Source organism: cf. Phormidesmis sp. LEGE 11477, from assembly GCF_015207105.1.
GTDB lineage: Bacteria > Cyanobacteriota > Cyanobacteriia > Phormidesmidales > Phormidesmidaceae > Phormidesmis.
In genome coordinates, this window is sequence record NZ_JADEXO010000049.1 from 1 (window position 1) to 22531 (window position 22531).

At 45.6% G+C, this 22531-nt stretch carries 20 protein-coding genes; 6 read left to right on the top strand and 14 right to left on the bottom strand.

Annotated features, from left to right (window positions below; all coding sequences use genetic code 11):
• Positions 1-114 precede the first annotated feature (114 nt).
• The 7 genes from IQ256_RS15045 to IQ256_RS15075 all read right to left on the bottom strand — a co-directional run bounded on the left by IQ256_RS15045 (position 115) and on the right by IQ256_RS15075 (position 9755).
• On the bottom strand, positions 115-2817 hold the full coding sequence (locus tag IQ256_RS15045; RefSeq protein ID WP_193856367.1) for a trypsin-like peptidase domain-containing protein: 2703 nt from the start codon (positions 2815-2817) through the stop codon (positions 115-117).
• A gap of 35 nt (positions 2818-2852) precedes the next feature.
• Positions 2853-3173, bottom strand: coding sequence for a CU044_2847 family protein (locus tag IQ256_RS15050; RefSeq protein ID WP_193856368.1), 321 nt, complete (start codon positions 3171-3173; stop codon positions 2853-2855).
• A 396-nt stretch (positions 3174-3569) separates the two neighbouring features.
• Complete coding sequence (locus tag IQ256_RS15055) at positions 3570-4985, bottom strand: hypothetical protein (RefSeq protein WP_193856369.1); 1416 nt, start codon at positions 4983-4985, stop codon at positions 3570-3572.
• Positions 4975-6396: an SMEK domain-containing protein gene (locus IQ256_RS15060; RefSeq protein WP_193856370.1), complete on the bottom strand. Its 1422-nt coding sequence runs from the start codon at positions 6394-6396 to the stop codon at positions 4975-4977. The genes IQ256_RS15055 and IQ256_RS15060 overlap by 11 nt, the downstream gene beginning before the upstream one ends.
• Before the next feature lie 263 nt (positions 6397-6659).
• Positions 6660-7655: a ParB N-terminal domain-containing protein gene (locus IQ256_RS15065; RefSeq protein WP_193856371.1), complete on the bottom strand. Its 996-nt coding sequence runs from the start codon at positions 7653-7655 to the stop codon at positions 6660-6662.
• A complete protein-coding gene (locus tag IQ256_RS15070) occupies positions 7652-8434 on the bottom strand; it encodes a ParA family protein (protein WP_193856372.1) in 783 nt (260 codons plus the stop codon). The genes IQ256_RS15065 and IQ256_RS15070 overlap by 4 nt, the downstream gene beginning before the upstream one ends.
• Before the next feature lie 301 nt (positions 8435-8735).
• Positions 8736-9755 (bottom strand): tyrosine-type recombinase/integrase, encoded by a 1020-nt coding sequence (locus IQ256_RS15075; protein ID WP_193856373.1) that lies wholly within the window; start codon positions 9753-9755, stop codon positions 8736-8738.
• A gap of 297 nt (positions 9756-10052) precedes the next feature.
• Here IQ256_RS15075 and IQ256_RS15080 point away from each other — a divergent pair, with 297 nt between their 5' ends.
• The 6 genes from IQ256_RS15080 to IQ256_RS15105 all read left to right on the top strand — a co-directional run bounded on the left by IQ256_RS15080 (position 10053) and on the right by IQ256_RS15105 (position 16888).
• Positions 10053-10298, top strand: a complete 246-nt coding sequence (locus IQ256_RS15080) for a DUF2281 domain-containing protein (protein WP_193856374.1) — start codon at positions 10053-10055, stop codon at positions 10296-10298.
• Positions 10298-10717 (top strand): type II toxin-antitoxin system VapC family toxin, encoded by a 420-nt coding sequence (locus tag IQ256_RS15085; protein WP_193856375.1) that lies wholly within the window; start codon positions 10298-10300, stop codon positions 10715-10717. The genes IQ256_RS15080 and IQ256_RS15085 overlap by 1 nt, the downstream gene beginning before the upstream one ends.
• 40 nt (positions 10718-10757) lie before the next feature.
• Positions 10758-11330: a hypothetical protein gene (locus IQ256_RS15090; protein ID WP_193856376.1), complete on the top strand. Its 573-nt coding sequence runs from the start codon at positions 10758-10760 to the stop codon at positions 11328-11330.
• Entirely contained in the window at positions 11323-11985 is a 663-nt protein-coding gene (locus IQ256_RS15095; RefSeq protein ID WP_193856377.1) for a hypothetical protein, read from the top strand. Before IQ256_RS15090 ends, IQ256_RS15095 begins: the two co-directional genes overlap by 8 nt.
• A 3-nt stretch (positions 11986-11988) precedes the next feature.
• Positions 11989-12225 (top strand): WGR domain-containing protein, encoded by a 237-nt coding sequence (locus tag IQ256_RS15100; protein ID WP_193856378.1) that lies wholly within the window; start codon positions 11989-11991, stop codon positions 12223-12225.
• Between the two features lie 103 nt (positions 12226-12328).
• Entirely contained in the window at positions 12329-16888 is a 4560-nt protein-coding gene (locus IQ256_RS15105; RefSeq protein WP_193856379.1) for a hypothetical protein, read from the top strand.
• 244 nt (positions 16889-17132) lie between these two features.
• Here the strand turns inward: IQ256_RS15105 and IQ256_RS15110 are convergent, their stop codons facing one another.
• The 7 genes from IQ256_RS15110 to IQ256_RS15140 all read right to left on the bottom strand — a co-directional run bounded on the left by IQ256_RS15110 (position 17133) and on the right by IQ256_RS15140 (position 22320).
• Positions 17133-17624: a DUF305 domain-containing protein gene (locus tag IQ256_RS15110; protein WP_228024910.1), complete on the bottom strand. Its 492-nt coding sequence runs from the start codon at positions 17622-17624 to the stop codon at positions 17133-17135.
• Between the two features lie 150 nt (positions 17625-17774).
• Complete coding sequence (locus tag IQ256_RS15115) at positions 17775-19145, bottom strand: cytochrome P450 (RefSeq protein ID WP_193856380.1); 1371 nt, start codon at positions 19143-19145, stop codon at positions 17775-17777.
• Between the two features lie 52 nt (positions 19146-19197).
• Positions 19198-19899, bottom strand: coding sequence for a TVP38/TMEM64 family protein (locus IQ256_RS15120; RefSeq protein ID WP_193856381.1), 702 nt, complete (start codon positions 19897-19899; stop codon positions 19198-19200).
• 30 nt (positions 19900-19929) lie between these two features.
• Positions 19930-20349, bottom strand: coding sequence for a VOC family protein (locus tag IQ256_RS15125; protein ID WP_193856382.1), 420 nt, complete (start codon positions 20347-20349; stop codon positions 19930-19932).
• Positions 20349-20585: a DUF2933 domain-containing protein gene (locus IQ256_RS15130; RefSeq protein ID WP_193856383.1), complete on the bottom strand. Its 237-nt coding sequence runs from the start codon at positions 20583-20585 to the stop codon at positions 20349-20351. Before IQ256_RS15130 ends, IQ256_RS15125 begins: the two co-directional genes overlap by 1 nt.
• 22 nt (positions 20586-20607) lie before the next feature.
• A complete protein-coding gene (locus IQ256_RS15135) occupies positions 20608-22074 on the bottom strand; it encodes a multicopper oxidase family protein (RefSeq protein ID WP_193856384.1) in 1467 nt (488 codons plus the stop codon).
• A gap of 84 nt (positions 22075-22158) precedes the next feature.
• Positions 22159-22320, bottom strand: coding sequence for a hypothetical protein (locus tag IQ256_RS15140; protein WP_193856385.1), 162 nt, complete (start codon positions 22318-22320; stop codon positions 22159-22161).
• Between the last annotated feature and the right edge of the window lie 211 nt (positions 22321-22531).

Genomic DNA, 22531 nt, shown 5'->3' on the forward strand with positions numbered 1-22531 from the left:
TCTGATGATGACTTCATAATTGCAAGCTTTTTTTGGCGGCGGCGGCTTATCTGGCAATTTTACCGCGCTATTCACAAACCAAAACACCTGCGTAGCATAGCTTGAAGCAGTTTTTCAGGGACGACTAGCTACCCATCTACCGTATGGACTGAAAGCAACCGACCATATCCAATCATTATGTTCGTACAGTTCTTGGCATTCACGAGTAACAGTATTGAGCAGACTAACTTTTCCATCGTAACCACCGCTTAGCAGAACATTCTCAAAGCTTTCTAGGACAGGTTCATACATTGGAAAAGAAACTGACATCACAGGCGCAGTATGATCTAGCCAGGAGATAACAGGTTCATCGTTCGAGCTACCGTCTAACAGCATGTCAGTGTTCCATGCCCTAACTACGCTGTCTTTGCTACTTGCTGCCAGAATTTTACCAGTGTGATCAAGCGACACACTATATACTGCTTCAGGATTTTCAACATAGTTCGATATTGTTCTGAGGCAGTCTCCAGTTTTCGGATTCCACAACTTTATAATTCCATCTTCGTCTCCACTCACGAGAAGCTTTCCGTCATTAGAGAACGCCACTGACCACACATCATTCTTATGACTTCTATACCATTGCCTTTGTCCATCACTTGATCTAATAAAAGAAACACCTCCATGCGAATCTCCGAATGCTATATGCTTGCCATCAGGACTAAAGCGGGTACAGAAGACCATGCCTAAGTTTTGAGTAAAAAGTGAGTGGGTTAAGCTAGCGTAAGAAAAGTCAATATCATTTACGAATATGCCTTGCAAGTCTGCTTGCCACACAGAAAGACGAGAGAAATCAAGCTCCATCGAAGCTAAATCCAGTTCTGTATGACAGAAGAGATTGAGGATATTTCCGGCTGCGTAGGATGACTGCGGCCTTCTACGCTTTCTAGTAAGGCTTGAGAGAATCTGATTTAATTCTTCTTCCAGCTCTAAAGTAGTCTCGTCAAATCGTTGAACTATTGGGTCTAAGATAAAATTTATTTGAGCTTCTCTAATATAGTCTGGTGATTGGGCCTTCATCAGCGCATGTCTATTGAGTAGTAGAATATCACCTGTTGAAATTTCTTCAAAAATTGCTTCTACTAATCGGTTAGTTGCATATTCTATAAGTACTGGCTGGAGAGTATACAAGTCCTCTTCGCTTTTTTCCAAAGGAAGCAACTTCTGTAATGACTGCAAATTATTTACTATTTCCTTCTTAGAGGAAACGGACAAAACATCTTCAGACAAGGTTTCTATTGAAACTGGCTCTCGGTTAATCGCTAACCAGTAAACAATCTCTTTCTGTTCTTCTGACAGTCTACTGAAGTACCAATCTAACATTTTCCGAATAGCCTCTCTCTCATCTTCCACATCACGCAAAGGTTGTCCAACCACAAAACTAGCCTCTCTATAAAAGCTAGTTGCATCGCTCTGATAAACCTCTTTTATATGCTTTGCAGCCAATTCTAAAAATAGCGGATTTCCACCATAGAGATCGAAAATTCCTTCAAATTCTTCTCTAGATCCCTCAATTTCTTTATTGGTGAAAATATCTCCTGCTTCATGAAAAGTTAGACCTTCGAGTTCTAATAAACGAATTGGCTTCTCCGGAACTAACAGAGCCTCAATACTTTGTGGTTTCTCCCTACTCGTCAGTAAAAGACAACTATTATGTTCTTCTAAACCAAGCGCGTTAAACAGCAAGCGGTAACCGACATGATTCGCTTGAAACTGCCCTGCCTGATTACCCTGCTTCATAACAGATTCAGCGTTGTCCAGCACAATTAAGACTCGCGAGTTCTTAAGATAGTTTTCTATTAATAGCCCTATTGCTTCGGAAAGATTATCTGCAAGATACATCTCCTGGTGGTCGGACAATACTCGTACTATATCTGACAAGATTTTCTCTACAGAAGGTGCTTCCCGAAGACTTCTCCAAATAACATAGTCGAATTCTTCTTTTACAGCACTAGAAAGTTGCTTAGCGATCGCTGTTTTACCAATACCTCCAATACCTGTAATAAGCACTGTTCGGCATCGTTCTTCTAGAAGCCATGTTTTGAGTCGATTTAGCTCTACAGTCCGTCCGTAAAAGGTTGCACTCTCGGGCGCATCGCCCCAGTCTTGCCTTAACGCCTTTGGTAATTTAGAGGTGGGCACTAAAGTACGCTGGTGCATGAGATCAATCCAGCGGTGGCTTTGCTCGTGTGCCTGACGGTTCAGTTCTCTTATCTCTGGATACTGATCAAATATTGTAGAGGTTGAAATCAAGAGTCCGCCGAGATTAGTGGAGCGTCCTCTGCTATCGCTCACAAGCCCACAAACTCTATTAAGCTTTTTGTTTAGCGCTGGAGAACCACTGGAGCCAGGACGGACTTGCCCATCTTTAGTGATTATGAGAGTTGTGCCTTGTTCTTCTACCGTGCCCTCACACGTAACCGTCAGAGAACCTCCGTCAGGAAAAGTATCTGGATAACCGTATACATATAAACGATCAAATAGATCCACCCTTTCATCTAAAAGCACACAGGGTGGGTCTTCTTCGTTCGGCACGTCAATCTGTAGAAGTGCTAGGTCAATAGGTGCAATTCGTATACTACCTTCTATCACCTTCGCATTAGGACATTCCTTTCCTTGCCAAAGCACAGATATCCCGTCTTGACCGACCTTCTCTATTACATGAGCGCAGGTAACTATTCTATCGCTGGCCACAAAAAAACCTGTACCCCATTGACCTGAGATACGGGAGATAATTTTAACGGTACACTGCTGAAGCAGTTCGTCGATAGGTGAGAGCATTAACCTACAGGTGTGTAATTACGAGATGGTGATATCTAGACTTTCTGTTCAGACTCCCATTCCAAAGTGATCTCTAAATTCGCAGTGCCCGTACCTCTAACAAGTGCTGCGACTAAGCTTCCTTGCTCTACTCCAATCGCTAGCCCATATTTAACGGTTGCTTTTTTAGGCTTCACTGACTGAATGGATGTAGCGACTATTTTTGATATTTTTGTGATCGCTTCAGAGACGGAATCGAGAGGGAGTAGTCCAGCACCGACCTTTTCTCGGCCTGTTTCTAAAACTTCCACCTTGGCAGTGATTCCATCTCCCAAATCAACGGAAACTAACTCGGTCTGCAATGCTGGATCAATCATGTTATTAAAAAAGATTTAGCTTCTGTAAATTATGCGCTGACGACAGCATAGGCTCATCGAAATCACTCATAGCTCTAGTTATAAAACTATGCATTATCTCCATTTTACAAGGGTTTAGCCCAACTAAAAGACGCATCATAGTCAAGGCGGCTAGCGAGTAGTCAGCGTAACTTCTCACATTGAAGTAGGTAGTAGGAAGTGCGATCGCCTGTAAGATTACAGCTAGTACTAGCACATCTGAAAACGATGCGTTTGGAAAATCTCATCAAAAAAAGCATCCGGTTGGCTTTCAGTAGAGGGCAACACCCCAGTTCAGAGCATATAATCTGAGCCTGACTCATCATTTAAGCAATACAAGGAATGATATATTTTCTGAGCTGAAAGCGGTTGTTAGCGTCACATATAGTAGCTATAGCTAATCTGGGGCCGCTCATGAACGTCCACGTACTTCATGATATCGCCGACTCTTCTGGCACATTCGATAGTGATAGGAAACTTTCCATCAAGCTGAGTATTGTTCCAGTTCATCTTTGACAAGCCGAGAATCTCCTCACAGATCTCCTCAAGGGAATAGTCATACTCATAGAGTTGAACTCGTAGAGGAGCAGGAACGTACGCACCTGGATACGTCTTGTAGAAGTCCACAAACCCTCTTGTGTACAAAACACCCATATCTTCCTGTAAGTTCAGTAACGTTCCTCGTGGTGGCGGGTAGTTCCCATAGCTAAAGAGGCGCACAGGTGCATTAGAAACTGTTGCGAAGTCTTTCAACCGAATGTGCCTATCATCTAATGCCGCCGTAAAACCAGCGACTTCAGAGGGCTTAAAGTTACTCGTTTTGTGAATAACGATTCGAGCAGGCATCTGCATTAGTGCGTGATGATACTCATCTATCGCAGATGACAACAGATCATACGCCTGCGCCTCGCTCATGAAAGGTCTTTTATCTTCTTTGTCTAACGCAACTGGCGAGCCTCGTAGGATAACGCCGTGGCCGAATTCATCAAATACCTGTGCGAGACTTGTAGAAACTGTACTGCCATCCCTGCTTTTGTAGAAGCTAATACCGACATAGCACGTTCTAGGTTTATGCGACTCTTCTAACAAGCGCCAGGGAATAGTTTTGTTGCCCTTGTAGTACAATGCCGTACAAAAATTCCAAGCCCTAGTTGCGTCATCTTGTTTGTCTTGCCCACCCTTTCCGATAACTAAGTTTTTCTCAACAATTAACTGGAGTGGCACCTTCAGATGCATAGACTTTGCTTTCAGTAGCCTTCTAAAGTTGTATTCTATTTCTTTCCCTTTTTTCTTATCGTTACTGGACTCTTCTTTCGTGAGCGAGTCGTATATCTCATCTGGGATAACGCACAATACGACATCAACATTCCGGTTCTCAACAATGAACCGAATTTGGTCAAAGTACAGGTCAACGCATTCAGTTACTCGTTCTGACCTATCAGACAGCTTCATAATCTTGTTTAGCTCTGTCCGTTGAAGCGTTCTTGTAAAAGGCGTGCCATATACAAACTTAGAGAAGAATCCTGACTGCTCTGAAAAGCCCATAAAGCTTCTAAACAAATTGGGAATAGGAGACTTTGACTTCTTGCCTGGGAAACCTCGCTGGCAAGTCTCTAGCCAGACATCCATGAGGTCAATTCCTTCACCTCGCCCAACGATACCCAACCTTAGATCTGTCTGTCTAAGGCTATCGTGCGTATCGTATACGCCGAGCGTTTCAATTCCGGCTTTAGGGCAGATATGTGTTCCATTTCCGAACTCTAGCTTAGGTTCTTCTAAAATTTTAACTTTCATCGTTCGTCTCCTCGGGAGACTCAAGCTCCATATCTTCAGACTTGCTGCTTAGAGAATTAGGGCATTCCAGCTCCACTAAACTATAGAAACATAGATCGGAGACGCTCCTCATCTCTAAATTCTCCAGGTAGTAGGCCACGAATCTGATGTGGTTTCTAACGGATGCGTTCAACTCTAATCGCTTCTGCTTTGATAGTAAATCTTGCTGATAGAAGCTCACTCTATAGGCATCTATCGTATACAGCCAGCTTGTATATATAGTGCAATAACAACGATCCTCTATCTTCAGAAAGGCCAGATCAAATGATAGATGCTGATAGTAAGAGATCTTAGTGGGGTCTTTCTTCTGGTATCGTATCTGGCAAACTGTTCGCGTAGCACTCTGCTTTCCGACCCATTTCTCCTTTCTTACAAGCTGCTCATCATCTAAAGGTCTAAAGTAGAATGTCCTTTCCTTCTTGTGCCATTTCACGTTGTACGGCTCAAGCATGTCCATTGCCGTGTTCTTTAGCAGCCTCATGAATAGGTTTCTATATTCGAGTAGCTCGCTATCAAAAAATTCTTCTGATTCAAGTGGATCGACTGAACCTATATCAACGACCGAAGCAAAGTCGGATTCAGAATTTAGCTCCTCAAAGGTAAATAGCTTATTGTCATGAACTACCCAGTCATGTCGTTCAACACCATTTAGGACTAACGACAGTCGGACAGCTAGGGCTTTGCCAAGCTTGCTTTTCTTATAGCCAAGACGGTTTCGGGCTTTCGTTGCGATTGACTTACGGTCGATGTCTAGCTCCGCTATGTGTATACGCTGCGGAAAATCCATTTCCACTAAGTTTGAGGCAAACATGAGTGGAGGTTTATCTGCGATTTCGTAAGCAGCTAACCGATCTTCAATGTCGCCAAGAATCACTCTAAATTCGTTCAGTAGGCGCTCTTGTGCGCCTAAGCGCATAGAAGTGATGCGTTGCAGTATATCTCCAGGGTCGATAATATTCTTCTTCGCATTAAACGTAAACTCGCCTTGAATCTCCCTGTCAATTGCATCTTGAGAATAGGAACTTTGCTTTTTAGTTAGCGTGAGTATGTGAAGCTCATCGAAGGAATTCTTATAATTCTTGTCTCTAAATTGAGAAAGCGTTTTCTTTACTTTCTTCAGGTCAGTTGACGCCGTAATTTGAAAAGCAACTCTATCTTGCTCATCGCCCAAGTCGATACCTGGAAAGTTTTTCTGCTTTTTATTTAGATTGATAAGACCTGGGCACTGAAAGACATCCCGAAGGATTGGAATCCATGCATCTTCTGAGACCAGATTAACGTCTAGCCGTCCTTGGCTTGTAGCCAAATCAACCTCTGTTATCAACCTACTAACTACTTCCCTTAGTTGATTCTCTACCTCTATCGCTTTCAAGTCTCTACCCTAAATTAGCCTTGAGCAATTTCAATGCTCCAGTGAGTCATTGCTAGCTTAGTACATTTCAACTACAACTGAGCGCTCTTAGGAGGTTTACCTATAAGAGCATACGAAAGTGACACTATAACGCCATCAAGCAGCTCTCAATTCAGATACAAAAGGATCTATTCCTCCAAGTCATTATTTAACTGCGACAGCCGACAATAGCTGATAAATTCTGTGTCACTTTACAGAAATAGTGTGACGTGCGATGTCGTACGTCACACTATTTTATGCAGCTGCGCAATCAACTCATTGATTTGAGAAAGCAGCTCACTAGCTTCCTTATTCTTTGTTTCCAACGACTTACATTGCAGCAAAGATGTCAGTTCATCGATAGCACTACTAGCCTTCCTCATATTTACAGTAGGCTTTTTCTTTTCCTTTTTGTCTGGTTCAGTACGCTCTGTTCGTTGCCGCTTTTCCTTACGAATATCAGCAACAGGAGGATTATCACTAATTACCCAGTCGAGCAGGTCAGCACGCTCTTCTGCATTTTTGACACTTCCAAGTTCAAGTGCTTTAGAAGCATCTACCTTACCAGCATCTAAGGCTGTTCTCACGTTGTCAGGAAGACTCCGAAACCGGATGAGCTTGCTACGGAAGGTCGTAAGCTTCCCCCCTTTATAGCGATCAAGAATACTCTGATAGAGTTCGATATGGTTAGATACAGCCTCAGATATATCCCCACCTCGCTTCGCAGAGTTACTCATCTGATTGAGTTCCTGCTCAACAACTTCAGATGTAGTACCAGCTTCGTCTGCCATCAACTCCAGGTAACCAAGAAGAACCTCAAAATGGTTCAAATTCTTGCGCACCATATTTTCATCAAACCTAATGCGCCTAACCTGTTTTGGGTCTAACGCCTTAATTTCCGCTCGAATCTTGGTGCTACCTAGTTCTTCGCAGGCCGTCACACGGTTTGCACCAAAAACTAGCTCATACTCAAATCCTTCAGTTCGAGCAGAATGATCATCGGACAAGGGAGTAACAAGCACAGAGCCGCGAAAGCCTTCGTCTTTAATAGCCGTTTTTAGCTTGTCTATTTCCGCACGGTCGAAGTAAATTCTTTGCTGTTTGGGTTTCCAGATCTTCGCGATCGCAACTTCAGAAATAGACTCACCTGCCGAGGATGGGACTGACTCAGGAGACGAAGTGACCAAACCTCCCAACCAATTACTACCGACCGACATCTTCTTCTTTGCAGCGCTGCTCATACCGTCACCTCAACTTGACTAGCCATAACGTCTGCAATTTTTCTTATCGCTTTTAATCCATCGTTTTTGGAATCGTAAACAGAGAGCGGCTGATGAGCTTCTTGAGCATCAGAGATAGCGGTTCTCAAGGGGACTGGAGCGAATACCTGCATTCCTTCAAACATGGGTAGCTGTAGCTGCTTAGCGATATCGTCGATCGCCTCCTTTGCTCTTCTGGCTCCAGAAGTTCGCCGGTCAAACATAGTCGGAACCAGCCCTAGAACCTTTAGCCCAGGATTAACTTTACTAGCTATCTCTATAGAGACTCTGAGAAGACCCATAGTAGCTTCTACAGCTTTGTAGTTCGTAGCTAAAGGAACGATTAGATAGTCAGCAGCCACCAAACAATTTACGGAAAGCAACCCAAGACTAGGAGGCCCGTCAACAATGATGGCATCGTACTGATCAGAAATTTTGCTTAATGCATCAGCCAGTCGATACTCGCGACGAAGCTCTGCCGTGAGAGACAACTCTGCTTGAGCCAGCGTCAGATTCGCGGGAGCTAAATCACACCATTCTGAGGATTCGATGGGAAGAGGCTCAGAATCCATCAGGCTATTATGAATGGTCTTGGGCAGCTCATAGGCATCTAGTCCGAAGAACGTGGTTAGACTCGCCTGTGGATCCATGTCCACAGCGAGTGTTTTGACTCCTCTTGTGTTGAGTTCATGGGCTAGATTCATCGTGAGAGTCGTTTTACCAACTCCTCCCGACATGTTAAAAACTGAAAATACTGTCATAGCTGGGGCCTGTTTATTAAGTGAAGCGCGTTGACGTGCGACATCGCACGTTCATGTAAGGAAGGCCGACGTGCGACATCGCACGTCTTAGTTAAATCAGATGTTATCGCAATTTGTGCAGAGAATGCACACTAGAAAATATTTTTTGTTATTGCCTTTAGCCGAGTACTCAGTGCATAATTTGATCGCACAAAAATAGTATCTGGCTCAGTTTTTTTTGAGCTTCTGGGACAGACACGCTATGCGTAACTTGGCGTCGTAGCTCTATTGAGAAGGTAACCAATGTCCAGTAGTGAGAATTTTAGAACAAGCTATCTTTATGCTCTGAGCGTTCGATTAAGTCATTAAATGCATCCTCTGCTTTCTTCTCAACAGCCCTGCGGGTGTAACGCTCAAATGTAACCGGCGATTTTATCCGCATCAGTTTACGAGCATAGTCCGGCTGTACATCTCCCATAACAAGCTGCGTGCCGAACGTATGGCGCAGTCGATGCGGGTGTATGTTCTCAGTTGACTCGGCGATCGCCCCCAAATCCTTAACCATCTCATAGATGCCCCAGTACCCTAGCCGATTTCCATACCCATTCCTCGATAGGTTTCTAAAAAGCGGCTGATCAGAGCCAGTATCAAAGCCTTGATCTACGCACCAGACTAGGTAGCGGTCTAACGCATACCGAGCGTTCGGTGACAGTGGCACCCACCCATCACTACGCCACTTTGCGTCAACGACGTGGACAGCCTGCTTATTGTAGTCATCTGTATCGAGCTTACTAACCTCTTCTGCCCTAAGCCCATGCTTCAGCAGCTCAAAGATAGCCATGTCTCTGATACTGAGCTGCTCGCGTTGTCCTCGGTACTCAATCCCGTCTGCAAGCTGGCGCACCGCTGCGACTTCCATATCTTTCGTCTCAGTCGGCGCAGCGGGCACCTTTTCAACATTTAATGCAGGGTTATAGGTAATGTAGCGCTTGGTCGTGAGCCACTTGAAAAAGCTCTGGAGCGTGGCGATCGCCTGATTGATGCTGGCCGGTGACAGCCCTATCTTGCCCGACTTAGTTGGCTGGTTCTTAAGATGCGTCTTGTAATTGCGAATATCCACATCGCCAATTTCAGCCCAGCACTTGAACTTGCACCAGACCTGAAAGCCTCGAAGCTGACGTAGGTAAGCTTTTTCGGTGTTGGGCCTGATCTCGCGATCGCACAAAAACTCATCCACCCAATCCATCTGCTGTGGCTTATCCTGCATAGTCGCAGCAGGCTCCGAGAGCTTCGCCAGAGCGCCAACCTCAATGAACGTAGGAACTGGATCAGGTTTTGCCATCATCTCAGCCAAAAAATACAGAGCAACCTGCCGCGAAAACGCTCCCGATCTTTAGATAACCGCAGGTTCTGAAAGGCGCAGCAGCCCGTCGCCACCTCCAGACTACTATATCAAACCCCAAATAATTACATTTATTTGGACTATGCTAAATATCAGACTAAGAATATAGGCCGATGAATTGCGGTATGATAAAGCCAGACATAGCGGGCGATTTAGGCTATGGGGTGGATGCCTGCTCTATGCTCTAGTACCCGTTAGACCCCAGTTGAGCCGTTTATATTTCAGGAGCTACTAGCGATGTCCCCGCTTTCTCAGCAGGTCGTGCAAGGAATTGAAGGGCTACCGGAAGCAGAGCGGCGGCAGATCCTTGATTTTGTTGAGTTCCTCATAGCCAAACATCAGCGGGCTAATGTGCGATCGCTCAGGAATGAAGGTGAGGAACCCAAGTCCTTCGCAGAGGTTGCTCGCGCCTCTATTGGTGCGGTGAAAGGCCCTGGAGATCTAGCAACCAACCCAGCCTATATGGAAGGATATGGGCAGTAATGCTTCAGAAAGTCATTGTTGACACCAGCGCTTTGATTGCTTCGATTGACAAAAGTGAGAGTCATCATGAATGGGTAGTGCAGCAGTTGGAGTCGATAGAGCCGCCGCTACTGACTTGTGAAGCCGTCATTTCTGAAACATGGTTTCTTCTGGGTCGAGTGAGAGGCGCTCGTGAAGCGTTTCTACCTTATCTAGAGGAAGGACAGGTTGAGGTTGCGTTTTCCTTAGAGGCTGAACTTGCTTCTGTTCTCACGATTATGAAGCGCTATAAGTCAGTTCCAGCTTCACTAGCGGATGCGGAGCTAGCGCGAATGGCTGAGCTGTATCCTCAGAGTTCAGTATTCACGTTAGACAGCGACTTTCAGATCTATCGCAAGCATCGCGATATTCCAATTCCGGTGCTCTTTCCTTCTATTTAGCTGTCTGAAGGCGGCTAGTACTATATCTCCGGTTCGTGAAATGGCTCGTCGGGTCACCAAGAAATGCGTAGAGTGTGCGGGGCTGAGTGCCAAAGCCGCGCAGCTGCTGCATGGGAAGCAAGGCGATGGCTGCTGGAATGAAAAGCGCTGTCCTAGTAAGCGCTCTTACTATCGCAATCGCCAGCGGTTGAATGAGCAACGACGGTTGCAGTATCAGCAGCAGGGTTCTGAAGTGGCTTTGGGCGAAGAGCAAGTGGAGAAGGTATCGCTGCCGGTGGCCGAGGCATCGGTGCCTTATGCCAATCTGTATATCTGGCGGGAGAAAAGGAAGGATGCGCCGATTCATGCGATCGCCGCTTCTGTATTCCAGGATGGTTCCAAGGTACTGGAAGTTGCACCGATTCACTGCGCAGGCTACCGCAAGCGCCAGTTGGAGAAGTATGTGCAGAAAGATGTGATGAGCTATCTGAGGGCGCGGTTTGGGATTACCTTTTTTGCGGATGAGATTCGACTAGAGCCGATTGAATGCCCGATTCCAGGGTGTCCGTGGGGTGATCGCTTCGCGGCTTCGCAAAAGCAATTTCTAGAAACGTCTGAGGTGACTCATGGTTAATGTGCGTCAGCTAGAGCTGAACTTAGAAGTTGCCTTGGAAGAAGCTTCGGAAATTCCAGAGAATGCTGACGTGCTTAGCCTTTGGGAGCAGTTTGAAGGCGAACTGGCAGGACTAGAACAACGCGATCATCTTAGAGTCGCAGGCGATATTTTGGTACGGCTGGCAGGACTTTGCGAAGCGAAAGCTGACCGGCTTTGGGAAGATTGGGAGGATGCGCACAATGCTGAAGGGCCGGTGATGGATGGAGACTGGCTTCAGGGAGTTACCCGCCAAACGCAGGAGCTGGACTTTTCAGGCTTGGTGAATCGTTCATATCGGGCAGGCAGAAATCTACCGAATGAAGACAAAGCCGATGAGGATTCCGTAGCAGGTGAGGCCCTGAAGCTGTCGGTCTTAGATATGATTGACGCGCTAGAGGATGCCGATCTGAAGAGTCAGGCATTGGCTGTTTCTCATGCTGAGAATGTGTCAGATTGGGTGGAGGCGATCGCTAGTCAGCAGAGAGAAGAGCCGCAACGATTGGTCGATGTCCAGCGACAACTGAAGATGCCGGTGGTGGAAGTGTGGATCGCGGCGTTGCTCGGCGGATTTCCACTAGAGCAACGCGGGAGCTTCTATCAAACGCAGGAAGTCTGGGTAAGCAGGTGCAAATAAAGAATGGACTATCAGCTAGACAAGTGGAAGCGGCAGGACTGGCGAAAACATACTCGCCACTATTCTTGCGAGGTACGACAAAACCTATTTGGGCAATGGGTTGTGCTGCGGCGATGGGGACGGGTCAGCGCTTTTCAAGGTCAGAGTTCAGAGACTATGTGCGATCGCTACGAACAGGCGCTGAAGATCTTTGATGGTGTTGTCAAACGACGTGAAAGACGCGGCTACAGCTATTGGTGACCTGGAAACCCAATTGATGCACATGTCATCGGGACAGAGTGCGATCGCTACAATAGAGGACTAGGATATATGTACCTATGAGTAAAACCTAGATATAGAGACTATGAGCCTAGCGGGAAGACAATCCAATTTGGGTGATGAATATCAGTTATGCGTAGCACTGCACTGGACGATCAAGCTTCTAAGCGATAATGATATAGATTTCATACAAGTTGATTCTACAGGCATCCCGGATAGGGGTTATGTAATATCCATCGACGATATTGTCGTTGTTTATAAGAATGGTAGGACTCGCTATATGCAGGCAAAGAAGAATTCGCCTGACCATAGGGCATGGAGTTTTAGCCAGCTAAAAGAAGAGTTAGTTAAAGCTAGGGAGCAACTCACAAACGATGAGAACGGAGAAGTTGAGTTCTATTCACGTACTCCATTTGGAGAATTTCAGAGGCTGGTAACAACCTGTCAACATATACCTAGCTACGATGTCTTCAAACAAACCGCAGGTAAAAATCAGCAGGGATACCTAAACAAGCTTGCTACCGCTATAGGATGTTCGGAAGAAGATTCGTTTGGTTTTGCAAAGCGAATTTTGTTCGGCGCTCATATAACCATCGAAGATTGGCAAAACCAAAATTTGAGAGCGCTTGAAAGTCAAGTCGCAAGAGCAGCAGATGCTATTCCTTACCTCAAAGAATTACTTACAGACCACGAATCGTCGTTGAAACATGGAAAAGCACAGATTACGCGAGACGGTGCCATTAGAAAGCTGAGCGAACACGGAATAGTTCAAGCACCCAATAAGAATATCTCTGAGATACTAGAGGCCTTTTCTTCTGCTTCACAGATAGGCCGTGACTGGATTCGGACTATTGGCGGAGAGCAGATCGTACGTTCGGAACTAGGGAAGCTAATAGCGCTTATCGAAGAAGGAACGCAGCGTATTCTCCTAACAGAGGGAGCAGGAACTGGGAAAACATGCATATTGCTTGACCTTGCAGACTATATAGAAGGAGAACGGTCAGAAGATTGGGGTCTGCTATTTATTAAAGGCGATCACTTCACAACATCCCAATCAGAATCGAACCTTGCAGATAGAGGATTACCCGAAGATCTTGTCGGTCTATGCGCACGATTGTCTGAGAACCGTCGTGTTGTCGTCATTGTAGACTCACTAGATGTTCTTTCTTTGAACCGTGACCATGACTCTCTGAGACTATTCATAGGTTTAATTAGCCGTTTATCTGCGATAAACAACGTTACTACCATTTCTGCTTGTCGGTCTTTCGATCTTGATTACGATCCTAGTCTTAGAGGAATAAGTTGGGATCATCGAGTCCGTATAGGGCTTCTAGACTACGAGGAAACAATCATTCCTCTATTAGACAAATGGCAAATAGACCATAGTTCTTTCTCTAAATCACTTATAGAAGTGCTGAGAGTTCCTCAGAACCTCAGACTATTCAAACAAGTAGTAGATAGTGGAGCCACACCGCAAATAGCATCTACCTATGCGCTATATGACATTTTTGTTCAAGAAGTCGTTGTTCAAAAAGACTCTCTAGGCAGTTCGGCATTAGAAGGTTTATATCGAATGGCTAACCACCTTAGGTCTCGTCGAAGTCAGCGCTGTAGCAAGGATATTTTGAGGCTAGGTGAATCTACAGTCAGAGAACTTGTCAGTCAGGAAGTACTGTATGAGGAGTCCTCTCAATCCGTAGGTTTTAGCCATCAAACGCTATTAGACTGTTTGACTGTTCGTGCTGTAATCGCAGAGGAACAGACGCTCAAAGATTTTATCCTGTCTCAGCACCAGCTACCTTTCATCCGTCCTTTCGTAAGGGCGTTCTTGTTCTATCTTCGTGCTCATCAGCCAGACCAGTTCTCTCGTCAGGTCGTGCAAGCTATCTCTGAAGTGGAAGTCCGGTATCATGTCAAGCGCCTTATCTGTGAATCGCTTTGCGAGATAGCTCCTCAGGAAGAAGATTGGCCGCTGTTTAGACGGCTCTATAACAGTTACCCTGAGCTGTTAAAGCGTACATTTCTTAGACTTGAGACAATGGGCGCGGCAAATGGATCTGCTTGGTTCGTCTTTTTATCAGAGAACTGGTTACCTCTAGTAATCTCTTCTAATGACAATGAGCAGAGAAAAGTATGGCTGAGATTATTTCTACAATCAGCAGCGTGCTGGATGAACGTAATGCCTCTTGAAACGATAGAGCTGTGGTTAAGAGCGATCGCAGAATCGTGGTTTGATCATAGGTGGGCAGCGAAGATAATATCTCGCCAGTTCCGTGACTTCCGTTTTAAGCGGGAAAGTGCAGTGCGCGAGGTTTTCGAAGCTTTTCTATCAAGCTGTGAAATTGAGCAGGATAAGGATGACTACTACGTTGCTAACACCATAAGCCTATGGGTTGAAGCCACTCATAGCGGCGATGACTTAGTGTGGCTTTATATGAACAAGAAGATTCAACATCAGCCGGACGATGCTGCTGATTATCTTTGGAACGCTCATCGGGGACTAAGATCTCAACCTCATACGTTTTATTCAGAAGACTTCCTGAAGGAAAGGCTAAAAGCATCAGATGAATTACTCGATAACGCTATATCGGCATTGGTTCAATGGGGACAACCCCAGCACGGTAGAGCGCTTTCTCCTCTTCTCGATGAGACTTCTTGGATTGTGAAGCATAGCCAAGAAGGTATTCCCCACTTTGTTGATGACTTGTCATTCTTTTATTCGCAGGTTGAGCGAGCCGTGCAAAGCAGAGCTGCCACTAACGATACGTGGTGGCAGAATAACGTTCAGTTCTTACTAGACAGCGAAGAGGATGCAGTGGCATACCTCGCCATTCAGACTTGTAGTAAGAACCTCGCTAACAATCTTCCTCAGATTGAACAGTGTCTTCAGAATAAAAGCTTGCTCTTTGATAGTCGGCTAGATGATGAGATAGGCGAACTCATCCGGAATGCCTATCCGTACATTTCTGCGGATGCACAAGAAGAGACTCAAAAGCTAATTTTGGAACGCTGCAACACTCCCGATATCAATAGCTACTTGGAAGGTTCTAATCTGCGGGCTGGGTACAGTCTACTTCGCTGGATACCAGCCTATCTTAGAACCATAGAGATACAGGCTATATATGACGACTATAGAAAAGAGTATGGGGAAGAAGACCTTCAGCCACGCATGTATTTAACTGGGGGAGTGAGAAGTATATCTCCCCTCGTCAGCGACACTGTTTCAAATATTTCTGATTATTCTATCCTTAGACTCTTGCGTTATTACGACGGCGATTGGTCAATCAGTACAACAATTAAAGAGATAAGCTATGCTGACCCTGAACGCTTTCTAAACCTTCTCTCACAACTTTTTCAGAAGAACATAGACCGTAGATACGCAAGCGCAATTCTAGAAGGCGTAAGTCAACATCTACGTTGTCGATTTGGCACTCTGGGCTTAGTAAAAGATTTGAAGATGATTCAGCCTCTTCCAAACGGCGAGTATATAGCTGAAAAGTCTGTATACGTACTTGAAAATTACGCATTTCTCTTTGAAGATAGGAAGATTGCCGCTGAGGTTCTTCTAGGCTGCTGTGACGTAGCATCTGTTGGACAGCTCGCTGACAGATTAACATTCCTTCTTCTTCGATTACTCTCACAAAAAGCAAGACCTCAGATAAACGAAAGCGGTGTAGAGTTGCGCGATGTCCAGTTCACAACTTCTAGGTCATATCTAAGTATTGTCGCACATAGCGCCCTGACCTTATACAACAGGTTACTTGAAGAAGGGGTTAGCCCGCCTCCCTTACTACACAGTATTATCAAGATGCAGTCTTCCCATAAGCAAAGTTGTATGGATATATTTGTGGTTGCTAGGCTCAACTACACAATCCACAAAGAGCCAAACTTTGGTTGGCAGATACTAAACAACATTTTAGATACAGCAGGCTTTCTCCCGTGGCGCGAAGTAGAGAAGATTTTCTATTATAATTACGAGCGTAACTTCAACCAAGTACAACGTTATCTATCCGTGTTGGCTGAACAAATGATAGAGAAGACAGGTGAAGTTTGGGGACGTATCTCTGCACTCTGTAGTCTGGCTGGTCATATCTCTCAAGACGATTTCTTCGCTGAACTATCTACTCAAAATAGTTCGGCAAATGAAGGGGCTGCTCAAGTCTTTTGTTCAAATCTAAACCACCAGCAATCTCAGAATGACTGTAGGGATGGCATAGAACGTTTCCTTGAGCAATCTACTCCTTGTACGAAAGCACTCAAAAAGATAGACAGGTGTTTGTTTAAGGACTGTATTACGCACGTAGATCACCATTTAAGTCACGCTTACATAGATGCGTGTAGCAGAGTAGGCGACTCGATTGATCCTTTCTTCTTTTCAAGGTGGCTAGCTACTGAGTCCAGGAGTAATCCTTCAGCCGTTCTACCTCTTCTAGAGAAGTTGACTGCTTATATCAGAAGAGAAGATACTGTTGTAAGCATCCATAGAACGAGAGAAGTGATGACAGCTTTGCTGGAGGTTGAGCGTGAGGCCGACGAGCTTGATGATTCTGACGTGATCGAGCGCACGATTCTGTTGCAGGATCAGCTACTAGAATTAGATATATATGAGATGAATAAGTTTCTTGACAGCTCAGCTAGAGCGTAATATTCAGCTTCCCAATAGGTATCTGACTACATACTGAGCATTTATCGAAGATAGATCAAATCTTAGCAGCAACCAGCACTGCAACTCTAGGATCCCCCTTAGGTTAACCAGAGGAATAGTAATCCTAGCAACATTATTCCTACCGGGCCAACCATAGATTTCCATAGGCGTAGGCACAAGCTAGCTACTCTTAGCCCTGGAAGTAGTCAGTCTCTGTCTGATACTGCCCGTTACAAAATTCTTTCTATTTATTCTCTAAATCCTGAATTAGCGCTTTCATTTCAGCGATCTCTCTAACCTGTGCTTCGATAATCTCATCAGCGAGCTTTTGAACACGCGGGTCTGAGATATTGGCACGCTCACTCGTTAAAATAGCAATCGAATGGTGCGGAATCATTGCTTTCATCCAGGCAACATCACCCACGGTAACCTGAGAGCGAACAAGCCAAAGCGAGATTACAAAGACTAGAATACTTCCCACAAAAATGCTGATGTTTGTTTTTCGGTTGCTATACATGTTCAGCATGAATCCAAGCATAATACCGGCCATAGCTGCACCCATGACAACTGCCATATAAGCTCTCGTCTCGCTGAAATAGAGATGGTCTAATTGGTAAGTGTTTAGATACATTAGTCCGAACATCACAACAGTAGACGTTGCAGTCATTGCGGCAAATTTTCCATACTTACCCATAGACATTTTTTCATTTCGAGCGGACATTGTTTGGCTTTTCATAGCTGTTTAGATCAATGTTGTAGAAGGGTAGGCTTTAACAGTAAGAAATGGCTAGATATGCTTGCATCTAACCTGTGAAGTATATAAAACCAAAGAATGCGAAGGGAGTTCATTCTTCCGAAGTGCCCTCATTTCATTCTGATTTCATATTTACGTGCTAGGGCGCTCAAACTTAATCTCTCTCTTTTGTAAGCACATCTTCATGCAAAATTTAGGCCGGAGCGTAATAGAAGGCTGTAGTTCAATAGGGTGCTGATGATCTAATGTAAGACGAAACTTTTGAGCGATCGCAACCAAAAGCAAAACCGATTCCATCATCGCAAAACCCTTGCCGATACACCCACGAGGGCCATCTCCAAACGGAAAGTAAACGCCTTTTGGCAAACGCTGCTCAAAACCGTCGGCCCAGCGCTCGGGTTGAAACTGTTCAGGGCGCTCAAAAAAGCGAGGGTCTCTATGCATAACCCATTGATTGACGAAGACGGTATCTCCAGGTTCTAGCGTGTAGTCACCGAGCTTTATTGTTTCTATCACTTGCCGACTGGTGCCCCAGGCAGGCGGATACAGCCGCATTGATTCCTTTAGTACCCAGTTTGCATATGTCAGTTGAGAAACGTCGGCGGCGGTGGGCGATCGCCCCTGAAGAACAGTTTTAATTTCTTCGCACAGCTTCTCTTCTACCTCAGAATGTTGAGCTAAAAGCATCCATGTCCACGTCAACGCAAGCGCAGTGGTTTCATGCCCAGCCATCATTAAGGTAACTACCTCGTCTCGGATTTCGCGATCGCTCATGTGATCGCCATCTTCAGTCTCTAGTTGCAGCAGCATGGTCAGCAGATCGGACTTCGCTTCTTTTGCCAGTCTGCGCTGACGAATAATGTCATAAATAACCTCATCCATCTGGTGAAGCTTTTGCCAGAACTGAATATTGTCAGGGGTTGGCACCCACTCTGGCAGTAAGAAGAAAGTATTCAGCTGATTTGAGAAATGCACCAGAACAGCATCTAAGGCCGACTCGATAATAGGCGTTTTATCAGCAATATCGGTGCCGAATAGCGACTGGGCAACAATCAACAGGGTTAGCTGCATCATATCTGCGTGAATATCTCGAATCTCGCCGTCTTGCCACTGGCGCATTGTCGTCTCGGCAGCGGCTGTCATAATATCGCCATATCCAGCAAGTCGCTCTCGGTGAAATGCTGGCTGCGTCAACCGACGCTGACGTTTCCAGAAGTTTCCCTCGCTGGTAAGCAACCCTTCTCCTAAGCTACTCTTCAAGCTCTGTATAGAGACACCTTTGATAAAGCAATGGCTTTTGTGGTTGAGCACTTCACTAACATGCTCGGGATTAGCAAGAAGATAAACCTTTAGCGGCCCAAAAGGTAAAAGCGTAATGTCTCCAAATTCTTGAGCGCACCGCAGGGAAAACCCAGTCGGATCTTGGTTATAGTCGAACAAGACGCCGAACAAAGGAATACCTTTAGGCCCAGGTGGAAGGCGTCTTGATGGTTGAAATTGCATGTGCCTTCTTGATTATATAAGCTAAGTTTTGCTTCAGGTCTTTAACAAACAACTACTCGATACGAACAACATCTCGCAAACCAAACCAGTTGTATCGACGAATGCCCCACGGTAGAAGTACTAGGAGGATGACGAAGAGAATAGAGAGCGAGATTGCTGCGCCAGCACCTAGCGTAAAAGACTCTCCTAAATAAGTCAGTAGCAACGTTGATGGGATCATGCCTAGCAGCGTTGATGAAGCATATATAGGCAAAGATAAACCCGCAAGTCCGGCCCCATAGCTGATCAAATCGAAAGACAAGACTGGCAGCAGTCGAGTCACAAAGATCAGCCCTCCGAGTAGCCATTCTCCTTTCTCTTTTGAGAAGTAGATGATTTTACCCGTCAGCGATTTTACCGCTGAGCGTCCGAGCGATCGCCCAATAAAATAGGCAATCAGACTACCTGAAAAGCCACCAATGACACTGTAAATACCGGCAGGAATAGCGCCCCAGACTGCGCCTGCTGCAATTGTCAAAGGCGCACCCGGAATAGGACTCATCACTACAGCTAAGGCAATGACCGCGATGTAGACTAATACGCCCCAGATACCAGCATCTGTGACAGCTTGCTGCAATCCTTCGGGCGTGAGTAGGTTCGCATCTGCCTGAGTAGAAACCCACGCATAGACCAGCAAAGATAGCAACAAAACGCCCAGTGCGAGTGTGTTCTGTCTATTAAACAAAGCGCTTAGTCGCCTTCTCTTTTTAGCCATTACCTTTGCCTTACGTTCAACCTGAGCGTCTTATCCGTTGGAGTCTGCGCCTACCATATCGCCTGTTTGCATTAGCTCAATTAGGTTGCCGCCAGGATCTCGAACTAAGGCTGCTTTTATTCCCCAATCAGCAAAATTGCAGGGCGGACTCACCACTTCCACATCTTTGGACTTGAGATAATCACAAGCTTCATCAACGTCTTTTACACGAAAGCTTAGAGCAGTCCCATCATCTTTCTGCCCAAAAGTAAGCGCGGGACTGCTAATAAAATGGCCGGTTGCCTGTTTTTGGCTCAACAGGGTTAGCTTGATGTCTCCATTCGTCAACTCAGCATATTCGTCCATATCGGAAGCAAAGGTTGCTTCTAAGCCCAATACACTGCTGTAGAAATTGAGACAGGTCTTGTAATCTTTTACGAATAGTCGGACATAGTTAAATTCAAATTCCATTAATCTTCCTCTATTTTTGTTTTTTGTAGCTGGCCTTGTGATTCGGCACCGTGGCTGTGCATTCCTCTGTGCATAAACAAATGCATCAGCGGGCAGAGCAGCAGGATTGCATAAGGTGCATAGGCAGGTAGCAAAGACCAGCTTTGGGCAGAGAAAATAACTACCAATAGCCCTACACAGAAAAGTAGTCCCAGTCCAACAGGTGACAGTAGTTGTTTACCAATTTTCTTAAACATGGTTTAGCCTCTTCTATAGTTTTCAAGCTTGTTGTATTTCCAAAGTCCCCATCATGCCGCGATCTTCATGGTCGAGTACATGACAGTGGTAGACCGTTTTACCCGTGTAGTCGCGAAAGGCCATCCGAATACAGACAGTTTCTCCAGGGCTAACCGATACCACATCCTTCCAAGCGGGATAGGGCACAGGCTGACCATTTTGGCTGATGATTTGGAACTTGTTGGTGTGAACGTGGAAGGGATGAGCCATTGAGCCAGTATTCGTAATCTCCCAATCCTCAACCGTATTGAGCATCACCTGAGTGTCGATGCGAGACGGGTCATAAGCTTTGTCATTAATCATAAACACCATGCCACCGCCCATCATCATGCCGCCGCCACCCATGCCATGATTCAGCGTGAACTGCCGGGTAGTCTGTGGTTCTGGCAGTGGCTCAATGGCAATAAGCTGAGTGGGTAAGGGAATCTCTTCAGTACTGCCTTCGTAGGTAAGAGTTGCTACCGTTTCAGATCTGCCTGAGCTTTGGTTGCCGCCCATCATTCCACCCATCATGCCGCCTTGTGCAGGGTTGAAAGGTTGATTGAGTAAGCGATATTCGCCAGGTTTTTGACTGCCCTGTACCAGTACCTCAGCCCGCTCGCCAGGGGCCAATACAACCTCGCTTAGCTCAGCAGGAGATGAGATCGCACCGCCATCTGTGGCAATCAAATGCAGCGGATGATCTTCTAGCGATAATCGAAAGAATCGAGAAGGGGAAGCATTCAACAATCTCAGCCGCAATAGTCCGCCTTTTGAAATCGTCATCGCTGGGTTGACTTGCCCGCTAGCTGTGAGTAAACCACCTGCGCGACCTGTCATTGCTGCCATGTGACCAGTATCAGAGATGTTACCGTTGCTGTCTAAAGCAAAATCTTTGAGGACTAGAAACTCTTCTTTAGCGGCTTTAACTTCAGGAATCTCATCCAGCTCACCACGAACAATGAAAAGGCCAGCGAGTCCGCCGAAGAGCTGTTCGGCGACTAGACCGTGCTTATGAGGGTGATACCAAAAGGTGCCCGCTGGGTGAGTATCGGGAATTTGGTACTCATAGGTGTGACTTTTGCCGGGAGAGATTTCTAGAAATACGTTGTCACCCGAACCGGTGGGCGGAATGTGCAAGCCGTGGTGGTGAATATTAGTCGGCTGGTCAAGTTGGTTAGTAAAGCGAATTTGGACTTTATCTCCAGGCTTGGCTTCTAGCAGCGGGCCGGGGACAGTACCGTTGTAGGCGAGTAGGTTGGCAGTGCGATCGCCTAATTGTACTGATTGAGCTTTAGCCTCCAAATCTAAGCTGAGCAACCCGCCTTCGCTCTTGTAGGTTTGAAACTGAATAGGCCCAGAAACGGGCGTAGAAGAAATTGGTTGCGACCTAGCGCACTGGGATAGCAGCATCGCTGCCGTGGTTCCTGCACTCAGTCGTAAAAAGTCTCTTCGTTTTATCGATCTCATGGATTTTCAACTAAATTTTCTATCAATTAATTAGATGGGTTGCTTACGGATACTGGAAGCTTACGGTCAGTCCTATGCTCACTTTCAGCCGTGACTGGAGGGTAAGTCTTGGCTCCCTTGATTTTGCATCATGCCGTCTTGCCTCATCATGCCGCCTCTGCTCATCATGCCCCCCATTAGCAGCCCCCCAAGTAGGAGAGTAGAAACGATGCCTGTTAGCAGGCCAGCGATAAATTTGCTATTCATTAGATGTCCTCATCATGTTGTGGAAGTGCCCTATCAGAGTTTGTTGTAGGACGATTTTGACTCGCATATAATCTTAATTCCTCTAGCTAGCTGTAGAGTCAAGCCATTTTCAGAAGTTTTTCAATAGAACACCGTCAATCAAATACATTCTGGCAGTAGAATATGAAACAGCGATGAAAAGCTGGTAATTTCGCAGAAAATAAGTGCTGAC